Source organism: Desulfothermus sp. (assembly GCF_053993635.1).
The window spans coordinates 1-14,571 of the sequence record NZ_JBMYBT010000043.1 but is presented as its reverse complement, the minus strand read 5'-3'; the positions used below and the strand labels follow the sequence as shown (position 1 = coordinate 14,571).

The 14,571-nt window shown below is 37.4% G+C and carries 16 protein-coding genes and 1 pseudogene; 7 read left to right on the top strand and 10 right to left on the bottom strand.

Annotated features, from left to right (window positions below; all coding sequences use genetic code 11):
- From ACY2V1_RS03090 to ACY2V1_RS03075, 4 genes and pseudogenes are all read right to left on the bottom strand, one after another.
- A pseudogene (locus ACY2V1_RS03090) lies at positions 1-735 on the bottom strand (hypothetical protein); the annotation flags it as partial.
- Complete coding sequence (locus tag ACY2V1_RS03085) at positions 735-1,541, bottom strand: 50S ribosomal protein L11 methyltransferase (RefSeq protein ID WP_461833332.1); 807 nt, start codon at positions 1,539-1,541, stop codon at positions 735-737. The pseudogene ACY2V1_RS03090 and the gene ACY2V1_RS03085, both read right to left, overlap by 1 nt.
- 24 nt (positions 1,542-1,565) lie before the next feature.
- Positions 1,566-2,312 carry an ATP-binding protein gene (locus ACY2V1_RS03080; protein ID WP_461833331.1) on the bottom strand — a complete coding sequence of 249 codons (747 nt, stop codon included), beginning with the start codon at positions 2,310-2,312 and terminating at the stop codon, positions 1,566-1,568.
- 13 nt (positions 2,313-2,325) lie between these two features.
- Positions 2,326-3,069, bottom strand: coding sequence for an ATP-binding protein (locus tag ACY2V1_RS03075; RefSeq protein WP_461833330.1), 744 nt, complete (start codon positions 3,067-3,069; stop codon positions 2,326-2,328).
- Between the two features lie 181 nt (positions 3,070-3,250).
- Here ACY2V1_RS03075 and ACY2V1_RS03070 point away from each other — a divergent pair, with 181 nt between their 5' ends.
- Positions 3,251-3,451 (top strand): DUF2065 domain-containing protein, encoded by a 201-nt coding sequence (locus ACY2V1_RS03070; RefSeq protein ID WP_461833329.1) that lies wholly within the window; start codon positions 3,251-3,253, stop codon positions 3,449-3,451.
- 59 nt (positions 3,452-3,510) lie between these two features.
- Here ACY2V1_RS03070 and ACY2V1_RS03065 read toward each other — a convergent pair whose 3' ends face one another.
- From ACY2V1_RS03065 to ahbB, 6 genes are all read right to left on the bottom strand, one after another.
- Entirely contained in the window at positions 3,511-4,233 is a 723-nt protein-coding gene (locus ACY2V1_RS03065) for a ubiquinone/menaquinone biosynthesis methyltransferase (RefSeq protein WP_461833328.1), read from the bottom strand.
- Positions 4,220-4,414, bottom strand: a complete 195-nt coding sequence (locus ACY2V1_RS03060) for a hypothetical protein (protein WP_461833327.1) — start codon at positions 4,412-4,414, stop codon at positions 4,220-4,222. Before ACY2V1_RS03060 ends, ACY2V1_RS03065 begins: the two co-directional genes overlap by 14 nt.
- Before the next feature lie 156 nt (positions 4,415-4,570).
- On the bottom strand, positions 4,571-5,560 hold the full coding sequence (locus ACY2V1_RS03055; protein WP_461833326.1) for a hypothetical protein: 990 nt from the start codon (positions 5,558-5,560) through the stop codon (positions 4,571-4,573).
- Between the two features lie 41 nt (positions 5,561-5,601).
- The gene (locus tag ACY2V1_RS03050; RefSeq protein ID WP_461833325.1) at positions 5,602-6,018 is read right to left on the bottom strand and encodes a cytochrome c3 family protein; all 417 of its coding nucleotides are present in this window, start codon (positions 6,016-6,018) and stop codon (positions 5,602-5,604) included.
- Between the two features lie 96 nt (positions 6,019-6,114).
- Complete coding sequence (gene hemL, locus ACY2V1_RS03045; RefSeq protein WP_461833324.1) at positions 6,115-7,389, bottom strand: glutamate-1-semialdehyde 2,1-aminomutase; 1,275 nt, start codon at positions 7,387-7,389, stop codon at positions 6,115-6,117.
- 23 nt (positions 7,390-7,412) lie between these two features.
- A complete protein-coding gene (gene ahbB / locus ACY2V1_RS03040; RefSeq protein WP_461833323.1) occupies positions 7,413-7,895 on the bottom strand; it encodes a siroheme decarboxylase subunit beta in 483 nt (160 codons plus the stop codon).
- Between the two features lie 225 nt (positions 7,896-8,120).
- On the opposite strand from ahbB, the gene ACY2V1_RS03035 reads away from it, so the two are divergent.
- The 6 genes from ACY2V1_RS03035 to ACY2V1_RS03010 form a co-directional block, all read left to right on the top strand.
- Positions 8,121-9,119, top strand: coding sequence for an NAD(P)H-dependent glycerol-3-phosphate dehydrogenase (locus tag ACY2V1_RS03035; RefSeq protein WP_461833322.1), 999 nt, complete (start codon positions 8,121-8,123; stop codon positions 9,117-9,119).
- A gap of 171 nt (positions 9,120-9,290) precedes the next feature.
- Positions 9,291-11,267 (top strand): anaerobic carbon-monoxide dehydrogenase catalytic subunit, encoded by a 1,977-nt coding sequence (gene cooS, locus ACY2V1_RS03030; protein WP_461833321.1) that lies wholly within the window; start codon positions 9,291-9,293, stop codon positions 11,265-11,267.
- 82 nt (positions 11,268-11,349) lie between these two features.
- Positions 11,350-12,225, top strand: a complete 876-nt coding sequence (gene argB, locus ACY2V1_RS03025) for an acetylglutamate kinase (RefSeq protein ID WP_461833320.1) — start codon at positions 11,350-11,352, stop codon at positions 12,223-12,225.
- Between the two features lie 20 nt (positions 12,226-12,245).
- Positions 12,246-13,322, top strand: coding sequence for a hydrogenase formation protein HypD (gene hypD, locus ACY2V1_RS03020; protein ID WP_461833319.1), 1,077 nt, complete (start codon positions 12,246-12,248; stop codon positions 13,320-13,322).
- A 4-nt stretch (positions 13,323-13,326) separates the two neighbouring features.
- The gene (gene hypE / locus ACY2V1_RS03015) at positions 13,327-14,328 is read left to right on the top strand and encodes a hydrogenase expression/formation protein HypE (protein WP_461833318.1); all 1,002 of its coding nucleotides are present in this window, start codon (positions 13,327-13,329) and stop codon (positions 14,326-14,328) included.
- Positions 14,329-14,381: 53 nt separating this feature from the next.
- Positions 14,382-14,571, top strand: a 190-nt coding sequence (locus ACY2V1_RS03010) for a hypothetical protein (protein WP_461833317.1), incomplete at its 3' end; no start/stop codon positions are given.

Sequence of the window (14,571 nt, the reverse complement as noted above, 5' to 3'; positions counted from 1 at the left end):
CATCTGACATTCAATAAGACCAGCTAAAAGGTCTCCTCCAAAATAACTTCCAATATTTGGAAACAAAAACACCTTTGTTCCTCTGCCAAGGCCTAATCCAACCTCCTCTGCTGAGAAAAGATCCAATTTATTCAAAGGAGGGATATAGGGTTCCCTTATAATCCAGTTTGGTTCAATCCCCAAAAAAAGGTGTGTCATTGCTGTATTTCCTGCAATTGCCACATTCACTATATCCTCAACATCTGTTCCAGCTTTTTCACATAAGATCTTTATTTTTTCATCTAAATCTTGGACGATCAATTCTCTTATCTCTTCCCTTCCCTTTGGATCTTCAGCATAATGTATTCTGGTCAAGATATCTGGACCAATCTTTGCTTGAGGATTTAAGTAATTTCCCTTACATAATTCCTGTCTGGATTCTAAGTCCATTATAGAAACAACATATCTGGTGGTACCAAGATCAACTGCTACTCCCAAAAAACCTTTTTCATCTTTTCCCTTTATCCCTGTTAAGTAATAACCCAATCTATCCCTAAAAAGGGCGCATTTAATTTGAAATCCACTGGATCTTAATTTAGATGGAAGGTCCTTTAATAAAATTAAAGGAGAATTGACCCTCTCTATTGATGTCTCTTTTTTTAATACCCTATGTAGCCTATCAAGGTCTCCACTATTATCCTCTAAAGACGGCTTTGGAACAGGAAATTCGATACACCAGCTGTTTAATTTTTTCATCACCTCTGTCCCCCGATTATAGTAGGCCATCCACTAGACTGCCCAATCACCGTATCTATCTTTACTCCCTTTCGAAAAAGAATATTTTCTATTTCCCTTAATTGATGGGGAAAGATTCCAGATATAATTAACCATCTAAAATTATTTAAGTTATACAAATTTGTTACCTGACATATCACATCAAAGTGCATGTTGGCAACTAAAAGATGAGACTTTATAGGAGAAAAATCCAATGCGCTTCCCCAGATAGGCAGGATCTTATTTTCCAATTTATTCAGGATTGCATTTTTTTTTACAGCCTTTACTGCAAGTGGGTTTAAATCAACAGACAAGATCTTCTCTGCCCCTAACCTGGCACAAAAAAGAGATAGAATGCCTGTTCCACAACCTAGGTCTAAGACCTGTTTGATGTTTTTGTCTTTAGAAAAAACATAATCAATGGCAATAAGGCAGTTATGTGTTGTGGCATGTTGACCAGATCCAAATACTACCCCTGGGTCCAGGACAATGTCTTTTTGATTTATTGTATTAACATCCTCCCAGATCGGGATAATCTTGATTCCTCCTACCTCAAAGGAGTCTATCTTGCCCCCAATCCAATCAAAATAATCTACTTCAAACCTGTCCTTTAACTCCAGTTTTTTATCTTTTTCCACAAGCTCATCAATTAATTCATCATGGGGAGTTGAAAAAAACAAAAAACTATCTCCAGATTCTAGCCAACAACCAATATAATCTGGCAGCTCAAACTCTTTTGTAACCTTTCCCCTAATATAATAGATAAACAATTTATCAGGATAACTCATAATGTGAATAACATATTTTTTTATTTAAACGATCTTTTTAAAGACTTCATATGCACTCTTTAGGGCTACTGAGTCTTCAGGAATTTCAAAAGTGGGTTTTCCCTCCATATCGTATTCCTGAATTAAAGGATCTTTCATAACACATCCCAAAAATTCCAACCCAATATTATCAATATATTTTTTTACACCATCTGAGAGTTCTCCTTCCACGTTATTCAATACAAGATATCCCCTTCCAATTACCACATGTAGGGAGTTTGCAAGTTCATTGATCCTCTTTGCTGCCTGAAGTCCCCTTTTTGAGGTGTCTGATACCACGACCAGGGCGTCAACATCCTTTGTGGTGAGCCTGCTTATATGCTCCATACCGGCCTCATTGTCTATTACTATGTAATCGTAATTTCCCACTAGCCTGGTCAGAAAATTAGTAAGCAATGTGTTTGCAGCACAATAACACCCCTGCCCTTCAGGTCTGCCCATAACTACTAAATCAAATTTGTCTGTCTCGATAATGGACTCTTCCAGCTTTGTGTCCATGAATCTATCCTTTGTCATTCCAATTGGCACATCGCCTCTTTTCATCTGTTCCCTGATATCTCCAAGGGTGGTTTCCACTTCCACACCAAGCACCTCGTTTAGATTATAATTGGAATCAGCATCTACCACTAAGATTGGATGCTTGCCAGTCTCTAACATATATCTAATGAGAAGGCCGCAAAGGGTTGTTTTGCCTACCCCACCTTTTCCTGAAAAGGCTATTGTATATGACATGGTTTAATTCTCCTTATTTTTTGATCTCTTGAATTATTTTTTCACAAATTTTATCTATTGTATCTCGATCAGGCAGGTCCAAAACACATGAAGATGATTTTTGGCGCTCTGCTAAAGACTCAAGATAAGGAACCTTTGCTGCCAGTTTTGGAAGGGGTATATCCTCTGGCAACTTAAAATCATCATCTGCTCTATTTAAAACCAGCACCTGTTTTTTAAGACCCAACTCTTTTGCCAGCCTGGATATATTGGATGCAGTCTGAAGTCCCCTAATACTTGGTTCACTAACCACAACAAGACCATCAACACTGGTAATTGTGCCTCTACCTAGATGTTCTACTCCAGCTTCCAGGTCCACTATCATCCATTGGGAACTTCTTAGGATCATATATGCCAAAAGGGCCTTTAAAAGGGCATTAGCAGCACAACCACACCCTGCACCAGCACCAGAAATGGTGCCCATGACCAAGAGCTTCATCCCTCTCACGTCTTTGGCGAGTTTCTGAGGCAGGTCCTCAACATCTGGATTTAGATTAATAAATACACCAGTGCCCACTCTTTCTTGAATTAACTTTTTATTATTAACAAGTGGTATTGGCACCTCATCTAAAGAAAGCCCTAAGGCAGGACCTAAAGAAATAGCTGTATCGGCATCTATTAACCAGACCTGTTTTTTTTGCCTATTTAAATAATCTCCAAGCCATGCGGCTATTGTGGTTTTACCCACACCGCCTTTTCCAGCTATTGCGATTTTCATAATAACTCACCCCTTATTTTTTAAATTGGGTTTCTACTATATAAGGAGATCTTAAAAAGTCAATTTAATAAGGCTAAAGAAAATTTGCTCTCCTGTTCCCAAAAAAGCTGGACGCTTTGGAAAGGTAGAGTTATAGAGAAACTATTGACATGCACTATTTTATAGCTCATCATACAAGTCCATGTATGTAACTCCACTGCAGCTATTCTTATGTGCACTTGGTCTGGCATTTATTTTAGAAGGCATGATTTATTTTCTGTTTCCATCCAGTATTAAAAATTTTTTGGAAAACATATCTGAAATACCACCCTCTGCCCTTCGAAATTTTGGTCTATTTGCCATGTTAAGTGGGCTGATTATAGTATATTTTACCATCAGGTGAAGATTTTTTAGCCAGCAACATCCATTTCATCCTGTTTTAATATCTAAATATCTTTTTGATTATTTGGGAGCTGTGGCTGTGTAAAGATTCACTATTCCAAAGGTTAGGGGAATATATGATACATCTCTAAACCCAGCCTCAACAAGTTCCATTTGTAACTTTTTAGCCATGGGAAATTTTTTTATTGTTTCACTAAGATAGGTGTAGGCTCCAGGGTCTTTGGAAATTAAATTCCCAATTCGAGGTAAGAGATGGTTTAAATAGAGATTATATAGCCCAAATAAAATCTTTTTTTGAGTTGATCCAAATTCTAAGATCAAAAATTTTCCCCCAGGTTTAAGCACCCGTAATACTTCTTTGTATGTATGGGACCTGGGATTAATATTTCTAATACCAAAGGCTATTGTTACAAAGTCCACGCTAAAATTTTTTATAGGAAGTTTTTTTGCGTTGGCACATACAGAATAAATCCTGGATTTATTGATTTTTTTCTTGCCCTGACTAAGCATTTTAAAGGAGAGATCGATTCCACATATAAATCCGCCATTGTCCCTAAACTTTTTTTCTATTTCCCTTGCCACATCCATTGTGCCTGTTGCAAGGTCTAAAAAAATGGGACTTTTTTGAGAAGGTTCAATGAGTTTGATAAGTCTTTTTCTCCAAAAAATATCAATTCCCATACTCAAAAAATGATTTAGAAAATCATAGAAGGGGGCTATTTTTGAAAACATTCCAGCTATTAAATAGTCCCTGGAATTTTCAGAGGTGTTATTTGTCTTCATTTTGTTCTTGAGTGGTTACTTGGGTGGTTATAGGAGTTGCAATGGTTTTTAAAACCTCTTTATAGATAGGGGCAAAAAACTGGTCAAAGTTGGTTGGAGATATCCTTCCAATTTCAATAAACTTAACTATAATTTCTTTTGTTACCTGTACTGCCATTTTTTTTATTTCTTTCTCTTTCATTTTATAAAACCTTAAGATGAATTGTGAAAAATTTTGAAAGACTTCTGGATATAAATAAAAATCCGTCCGGATTGGGGAAATGGCCTGGCCTCAGCACCTGGTCTTTTTCCGGACGGAAAAAAAGGAAGAGAAACCTCCTTGGCACCCCTTCCTTTTTTAAACCTCTTCTTCAAGCTCTTCCTCTAACGCCTTTATTTCTTCCCTGACAACCCTGGCAGCCTCAGCTGGCACCAGCCTGTGTACCTCTTCAATTAACTCTTTTTTTAAATCATCAAAAAAATCTTTAATATTTTTTTGTTGAGAGGTTTCTATTGTGTCAATTCTTGCAGATATTTCTTGAATCTTTTTATCAACTGTCTCTATTGATGCCTTTATATCCTCTTTTAGCTCATCAAATTTTTTAAATATACTATCTACATTCAATCCTTGTTCACTACTTGTCTTGGCTCCGGTAATTTCTTCTAATCTGGACAGAATAGTGTCTTCTAATTGCGAAAATTTAGTTTCAATATGGTGGAGTTTATTTTCTAGGTTTGTAACAATCTCATCTAATTCTTTCCTCTCTTTTTCTTCTGAAATGACTTCTGGCTGCTGCCCTTGCTCAACTTCATGTTTTTCATTTTTGTCTTCTTCAATTTTCTCTTCTATTTCTGTTGTTTTTTCCTGTTTCCCCTGATCTTCTTGAACTTCAGTTTTTGGGGAAGAAGCATCATCTTCCTGCTCATCAAAAAGCGAATCTATATCATCCTGGGACACTGTTTCAGAGCCTTTCTGAGTATCTAAATTTTCTTTCTTGGGCTCCTTTTCCGTATCACCAGATACATCTTTTATTGTATCCTCCTCTCCATCAACGCTTAAATCCTCATCCAGCTTTTCAAAAATAGAGTCAATATCTAGTTCCTCATCTTCGCTTTTTTCAGCATCAGAGTCACTAGATAATGGAGATTCATTCCCTTCTAATAAGGCATCTAGCTCATCATCTAAAGATTTTTCCTCACTTTGTCCCTCTTGTGCTGAATCTTTTTCTGTGCCATCTAAAAGTTCTTCCAATTCTTTATCCAGGTCATCTTCTTGTTTTGAACCCTTTGTATCATCTTCTTCCACAATATCTGTTAGTTCTATAATATCTTCTTGTTTTTTTGCCATGAAATTCTCCACAAAAGGGGGGGAATATCCCCCTTTTTAGTTTATTTTACGTGGCATTTTTTACACGCAATTGGCCCTGTTGCCAAATTTTGTTTCTTTTTATTTTTATGACAACCCATGCAGCTATGATTGCTTGTTGGATTGTGATAGGCATTATAAGCAGAATTTTTAGCCCTCATCTGTGCTCCTTTGGCACCTAATATATCGTGACATCCAGAGTCAACACATTTTTTGGGGGGATTTTTTTTGTCTATCCATTTGTGGTGACATACAGGACATCCAAGTCTCAGATGTTTTTGATGTGGAAAGTTAACAGGGGCATAAACTGGATTTTTGGTCTTTCCTAAAGATGCGTTCATTAAAACTGTCTTTGGTATCTTCATAGCCTCTATTAAATCACTACCTGTTAGAGAAAAAAGCAATGCTCCAGCTACTGCCAATAAAAATACCTTCTTCATGTTACTTTACCTCCTTCTGTAATCTATTAAAAATTTTTTTAATCTTCTAAGTTAATAGATTTCTTTTTGTCAAGAACCACCTTGAACTCCCTCTGGTCATTTGATGTCAAACTTTTGCACAGCATCCGCAATTTTTTCCAGATCAACTATGTGGTGGGCGAAGGAGGTAAACATACATTCAAAATTGGATGGAGGTATGAAGACATTTGAATTTCTCATATGGAGAAAAAATTTTGAGAATGTATTTACATCAGTTGTTGTTGCTTCTTTAAAATTGGTCACCTTTTCTTTTTCAGTAAAAAATATAGTAAAAGCCGATCCAATATGATTTATAGTTGTTGGTATGGACCTTTTGGTAAAACTTGATTTAATGGCATCTACTAAATTTTTTGTGTAAGATTCAAGTTCAGAGTAATCGCTATTTTTTAGGACTCCTAGAGTGGCTATACCAGCAGCCATGGCAACTGGATTTCCAGAAAGAGTCCCAGCCTGATATACATCTCCTTCTGGTGCTAAGTGTTCCATAATCTCCCCTGCTCCTCCAAATGCGCCAACAGGAAACCCTCCACCAATAATTTTACCGAGACAGGTCAGATCTGGTTTGATTTTAAAGATATTTTGCACTCCCCCATAGGTAAATCTAAATCCAGTTATAACTTCATCAAAAATAAGTAAGCTCCCGTATTCTTGTGTTAGTTTTCTGAGGCCGTTTAAAAAATCATTTTCAGGTGGGATAAGTCCCATATTCCCGGCAATAGGTTCCACAATAACACAGGCAATATCTTCTCCCTGCTGTTTAAAAAGATTCTTTACCCCATCAAGATCATTGTATTCAGCAATTAATGTATTTTTCACTATATCTTCAGGCACTCCAGGGGTCCCTGGAATAGATAAAGTAGCTACGCCTGAGCCTGCCTTTGCTAATAGATGATCTACGTGTCCATGATAACACCCATTAAATTTCACTATTTTTTTCCTCTTAGTAAAACCCCTTGCCAGGCGAATGGCGCTCATGGTGGCCTCTGTGCCAGAATTTACCATTCTCACCTTTTCTATGCTGGATATAGCCTCACAGATCATTTCAGCTAAAATTACTTCAGCTTCGCATGGAGCACCAAAACTGGAACCTGATTCTATGGCATTCTTGGCTGCTTCTACCACCTCTGGATGTGCATGACCCAGAATTAAAGGCCCCCAGGAAAGAACAAGATCAATAAATTCTTCGCCATCAACAGAATAGATTTTGCTTCCCATTCCTTTTTTTATAAAAATCGGCCTTGCACCTACACTTTTGCATGCCCTAACAGGGCTATTTACCCCGCCTGGAATAACATTTAATGCCCTATTATACAAATCAATTGATCTATTCATAAGTTTCTCCTGGATTTGTTCTATTAAAAATACTTCATAGAAGTTTTTTTGAGTTCCTCATCACTAAAAAGAAGTTGATAATCGTTTATTCCTGTCAATTTTTGTAGTTCTTTTACAAGAAAGTTGCATTCATCTACACATCTCCCATGAATCATTGTATATAGGTTATACGGCCAACTGGGATATGTTTTACGTATATAACAGTGTGTTATTTCAGGTCTATTAATAAATATGTCTTTAATTTTATCTATTTTTTCTTCAGGTTCAATTTTCCAAGCCACCATAACATTACATTCATATCCAGCGATCTGGTGCTTTAAAGTTGCACCAAATCTCCTTATTACACCCTTTGACTTAAGGTCTTTTAAAAAACTCAAAACTTCGTCTTCAGTTACACCAACCCTGTTTGCAATTTCCAAAAATGGCATGGGACTGTCTGGAATATTGTCCTGAATTATCTTAAGAATTTCTAGCTCTGTTTTGTTAAATTCAATTGTTTTTTTCATATACTGGCCTGAAAAAATTTTTCGAAAATTTTACGTAAATCCATCATCACAATGTAGTTGAACTATTTCCCTACATTCACTATCATACAATGAATAAAATGTTAGATGATTGGTGAACACTTTGTCAAGGAGAGTTGAAAATCCACCGTAGTTTTAACCAAAGTTGACAAACTTGAAGGAAAAGGATTAGATAACTCCAAAAAATTATGGCAAGGAGAAGCTGTTTTGAAAATAGGAGTATTAGGAGCTGGTTCGTGGGGAACTACCCTAGCTAATTTGCTTGCATCAAAGGGATATGATGTGATTTTATGGGTTAGGGAAGAAGAGCTTTTAGAGGAAATTAAAAGAAAAGGAATTAATACCTGGTTTTTACCAGATATAAAGTTAAATTCCAACCTTTGTTATACAAATTCCTTAAAAGAAGCAGTCATTGATACTGATTTTATCTTAATAGTAGTACCTGCCCAGTTTATAAGGGAAGTGGTGAGGGAAATCAGACCTTATGTAACAAAAAATAAAATAATTGTTTGTGCAAGTAAGGGAATTGAAGTCAGATCACTTAAAACCATATCTGAGGTTATATTTGAGGAATTATCTGGCCTTGATCCCATATATGCAGTGCTTTCAGGTCCTTCCTTTGCAAAAGAAGTATCTCTGGGTTATCCCACTGCAGTATCCATTGGGTGTGCCCACAAACAGGCTTGCGAAAGACTTCAAAAGATTTTTTCCACAAAAACTTTCAGGGTGTATAGGAATGAAGATTATAGGGGAGTTGAGCTTGGAGGTGCAATAAAAAATGTAATCGCCATTGGTGCTGGTATTTGTGATGGATTGGGCTTTGGTTATGACCCCAGGGCTGCACTTATAACAAGAGGGCTTGCTGAGATGTCCAGGCTGGGAGTTGTGTTAGGCGCAAAAAAAGAGACATTTATGGGTCTATCAGGGCTTGGGGATCTGGTTTTGACCTGTACAGGGGATCTTAGCCGTAATAGACAAGTGGGACTTAGAATTGGCAAAGGAGAAAAGCTGAAGGATATATTAAATAGCATGAAAATGGTTGCAGAAGGGGTGAAGACCTGCGAAGCACTTTACGAGCTGGGAAGGAAGAAGCAAGTGGAGATGCCAATAACTGTTCAGGTATATAAAATCCTATATAAAGATAAAGATCCAAAGGTTGCTGTTGAAGAATTAATGCTAAGAGATTTGAAACCTGAGTATTATTAATGTAATGGTATATGCTTTATGTTCATTTTTTATAGCAAATTAAAAATGCTAGTGGCTTGACAAATAAAATTTTAGAACATACAATACACTGAATTTTAGTAGATTGTAAAGGATTTCAATAAGATAGTTTATTTTTAAAGTTTTTTAATTGTTTCCATAAGGGAGGATTATATGGAAAAGAAAGGGAAAAAAGTTAAGGAAAAACAATTTTCAGCTAAAGAGTTTACAATTTGTGATGCTACTGCCCAGATGCTGGAGAGGACTCATAAGGATGGTGTTTCAACAGTATTTGAGCGTGCAGCAGATATGAAGCCATGTCCAATAGGTTCTGATTCTGCCTGTTGTAAGCACTGTTCCATGGGACCATGCAGACTAAATGCAAAGGATCCTTATTCAAAGACAGGTGTTTGTGGGGCAACAATTGACACCATACAGGCAAGGAATTTTGCCAGGATGGTTGCTTCTGGAGCTGCTGCCCATACAGACCATGGAATGTCTATGTTGGATATTTTCAGAGATGTAGTAAATGGAAAAATCAAGGATTATCAGATTAAGGACCCAATTAAATTAATTGAGGTTGCAAAGGCTATTGATATAGAGACAGAAGGGCGCTCTATTGAGGAGATAGCAAAGGATTTATATGAAGAATTAGAGAGAACCTATACGCAAGTGGAAGGTGAGATCCCATTTGTAAAGAGGGTACCAGAAGCAACTGTAGAAACATGGAGAAAATTGGGTATTGTTCCCAGAGGTGCAATGAGAGAGATTATGGAGACCATGCACAGGACCCATATTGGTGTGGATCAGCACTATGAAAATATTACTTTGCAATTTTGCAGATGCGCCTTGTCTGATGGTTGGGGTGGTTCCATGGTTGCCACAGAGATCTCTGACATCCTTTATGGCACTCCATCTGCTGTGCTCGCCAATGTCAATATGGGGGTTTTAAAAGAGGATTATGTAAATGTGATAATTCATGGTCATGAGCCAAATCTTTTTGAGTCAATGTTGGCCTCAGTAAATGATCCAGCCTTAATCGAGGCTGCAAAAGAGGCTGGTGCTAAAGGTATAAATGTTGCTGGAATGTGTTGTTCTGGTACTGAGGTATTGTCCAGGCATGGAATCCCCCATGCTGGTAACTTCTTGTCCACAGAATATGTACTTGCAACAGGTGCTGTTGATGCCATGGGTGTGGATGTTCAGTGTATTATGCAGGGCCTTAGCACTGTTGCTAAATGTTATAATACCTTTTTGTTTACCACAAATCCAAGGGCAAAGATTGAAGGTGCTGAGCACATTGAATTAGATGAGCACAATCCAAAAAAATGTACTGACGAAATCGTAATCAGGGCAATTGCAAGGTTTAAGAATAGAAAGGTAAAAGTGGAAATCCCACAAATAGTAAATCCTGGAATTCACGGTTTCTCCCATGAGTATATAAAATATGCGCTTGGTGGAACATTTAGGGCATCCTATAAACCTTTAAATGAAAATATCATAAATGGTAGGATTCGTGGACTTGCTGGAGTAGTTGGATGTACTAATCCCAGGGTAAAACACGATTATGTGCATGTGGAGTTGGTAAAAGAGCTTATTAAAAAGGACGTTTTGGTCCTCCAGACAGGTTGTTCCCAAATCGCCTTGGCCAAGGCAGGACTTTTGGTACCTGAAGCAGCTCATTTGGCTGGTGATGGTCTTGCTGAGGTGTGTGAGACAGTTGGTATGCCACCAGTACTTGGAATGGGTTCTTGTGTTGACAATAGTAGAATTTTAATTGCAGCTGCAGAAGTTGTCAAAACAGGTGGTCTAGGTAATTCCCTTGCAGATGTCCCTGTTGCAGGTGCTGCTCCAGAATGGATGAGTGAAAAGGCCATCTCCATTGGTCAATACTTTGTTGCATCAGGTGTATATACTGTATTTGGAGTTACCTTCCCAACCGTGGAAGGCACTAAGTTCCATGAACTACTCTTTAGTGGTCTGGAAAAAATGGGTCTTGGATGCTGGGGCTTTGCAGAGGATCCATATGAAATGGCAAAACTCATGATTGCTCACATTGACAAAAAGAGAAAGGCCCTTGGCATTGACAAGGCCAGAGAAAGGGTACTCTTTGATATGGCTGCAAGACGTGAAATGGATGCAGCTGCATAATATTTGACTTATTTAGCTATTGATAATAAAAGGGAGTCTGATATTACAGACTCCCTTTTTATTTTTTTTTTGGAGCAAAGACATGGAGACAGAAAGACAAAAGGCAAAAATCTTATTAGAATCCCTTCCATATATAAGAGAATTTTACAAACAGACCATAGTTATAAAATATGGCGGTCACGCCATGATTGATGAGAAATTGAAAAAGGCCTTTGCCCTGAATATTATTTTATTAAAATACATTGGCATAAATCCTGTGATAGTCCATGGAGGCGGCCCCCAGATTGGGGATATGCTTAAGAAACTAAAAATTGACTCCAAGTTCAGACAAGGTCTAAGGGTCACTGATGAAAAGACCATGGATGTGGTGGAAATGGTCTTAGTTGGCAAGGTCAACAAAGAAATTGTAAATTTGATAAACTTAATGGGAGGAAACGGGGTTGGACTTTCAGGTAAAGATGGATGGATAATTAAAGCGAGAAAGCTGGAGATGGTTGTATCCAAACAAGATGCCCCACCTGAGATAATAGACCTTGGAAAGGTCGGAGAAGTTGTTAGTATTCAAAGCCAGTTAATTAGAACTTTAGAAGATAAAGGATTTATCCCGGTTATAGCACCAGTTGGTGTTGATGAGGAGGGAAACACTTATAATATTAATGCAGATGATGTGGCTGCAGCTATAGCTTCAGCATTAAAGGCGAAAAGACTCATTTTGTTAACAGACGTCCCAGGTATTATGTCAAAAGGTGAGCTGATTTCTTCAATAAATAGAAAAAAGGCCCTTGAGGCCATATCCACTGGCGTTATAACAGGGGGAATGATACCTAAAGTAAAATGTTGTATTGAGGCATTGGAAGAAGGCGTTGAAAAAACCCACATCATTGATGGACGTATTGAGAATTCTATTATTTTAGAGCTATTCACAAAGGCTGGAATAGGAACTGAGATCGTGAAATAGTATATATAGGAGATGAGAGATTGGATAATAGTCAGATTCAGCAGAAGATAAAAAAGACAATAGAGAGAATAGAAGAAAGATTAAAAACTCCTTTCAGATTTATGGAAGTATGCGGGACACATACTGTTTCAATATTTAGAAGTGGACTTAAATTTTTATTCCCTCATCTTTTAGAACACATCTCTGGTCCTGGATGTCCTGTATGTGTGACCCATCCCAGTGATATTGCCATGGGGATGGAGCTTGCCGAAAATCCAGATATTGTTCTTGCTATCTTTGGAGACATGATGAGGGTGCCAGACAGCAGTGGAGTAACCCTAAAAGACCTACGCGCAAAAGGTGCTAATATAGTTATTTGTTATTCCCCCTTAGACAGTTTGAAATTGGCCATTGATAAAAAAAACAAGGAAATTGTTTTTTGGGGAATTGGATTTGAGACCACAGTCCCAACAGTTGGAGCAACCATCGTTCAGGCAAAAAAAATGGGCATTAAAAATTTTAGCGTCCTATCTCACCATAAAATAATCCCCCCTGCCTTAAAATTTTTGGTTGAGTATGGAGAGGTAGAGATAAATGGTTTTTTATTACCAGGACACGTATCCACAATAATTGGTATGTCTCCTTATGAATTTCTTGCAAAAGACTACAAGATTCCTTCAGTAATTGCTGGTTTTGAGCCAATGGATATAGTGTATGCACTGGATATGCTTACCTCTATGTATATTTGCAATGATCCGAAAATATTAAACTGCTATGAGCGGGCAGTAAAACCAGACGGAAATAAAAATGCCCAGGCAGTAATAAGTGAGGTATTCAAAATCTCAGATGCGTATTGGAGAGGAATTGGCAAGATAGACGCAAGTGGCCTGGAGATTAGAGACACCTATAAAGAATTTGATGCAAAAAAAAGGTTTGGGTTAACTCCAAAAGATGTGGGAGATCCAAAAGGATGCAGGTGTGGCGAGGTGTTGCAAGGAAAGATATCTCCAAAAGATTGTCCTTTATTTGGTAAGAAATGTACACCAATTAGTCCTGTTGGGCCATGTATGGTCTCTACAGAAGGAAGTTGTGCAGCCTATTATAAATACGGAGTGTAAGCTTATGAAAAGAATTTTATTGGACCATGGAAGTGGCGGACTTGCAAGTAATAGATTGATAAGTGAAATTTTTATAAAACATCTGTCCAATGAGATTTTAGATTCTCTAGATGATGCAGCATATTTAGAGGTTTCTCCCAGACTTTCATTTAGCACTGATACCTACACAATAGATCCAATATTTTTTCCAGGAGGAGATATTGGATCCCTTTGTGTCTCTGGTACAGTTAATGATATAGCCATGTTAGGAGCAAGGCCAAAATATCTTAGCTGTGGTTTTATAATTGAGGAGGGTTTTTTGTTATCCGACTTAGAAAAAATAGTTAAGTCTATGGCTCATACTGCCCAAAAAGCAGGAGTCTTGGTGGTAACAGGGGATACAAAAGTGGTCCCAAAAGGTAGTGTGGACAAAATATTTATAAATACAAGTGGTATTGGAGAACTTGTACTTGATATACCCCTATCTGGGAAAAAGGCAACCTGTGGTGATAAAGTAATAATAAATGGGACTATTGGGGATCATGGACTTGCAATATTTACAGCAAGAGAAGGATTGGACCTTAATTTTGATATAAAAAGCGACTGTGCACCCATGAATAATCTCATCTTAAAATTAATTGAAAATATTCCAGAAATTCATGTTATGAGGGATCCAACAAGGGGTGGTGTGGCTACAACTTTAAATGAGATTGCAATACAGTCCAATGTGTGTATTGAGTTGTTTGAAGATGCTCTTCCTATAACGTCTGGAGTAAAAGAGGGTTGTGATATCCTTGGGCTGGACCCACTATATCTTGCAAATGAAGGGAAATTTATATGTATTTTGCCAGAAAAATATGTTGAACTTGCCCTGGAAATATTGCGAGAAGACCATTTAGGAAAACATGCTGCACTCATTGGTGAGGTTACAGATACACCTAAAGGTAAGGTTGTTTTGAACACCAAAATTGGTGGAAAGAGGCTCCTTTCAATGTTAGAAGGTGAACATCTACCCAGAATTTGTTAATTAAATTTTAACCTACATTGATAAATTTTCAATTAAGACACAGGGGATTACAAATGGATAAGTTTTTTGAAATAGAATCTACTGAGAAATACTCAAATTTATTTTTAAAATTATATTTTTGCATGGGTGATCAAAAAATTTGTATTGTTGATAATATTTCTGACATTAAATCTTTAAACAGCGTAATAGAACAAATAAAAAATAGCCTTGAGAAGGTGCTTTCAAAAGGTGAAAAATTCTTTT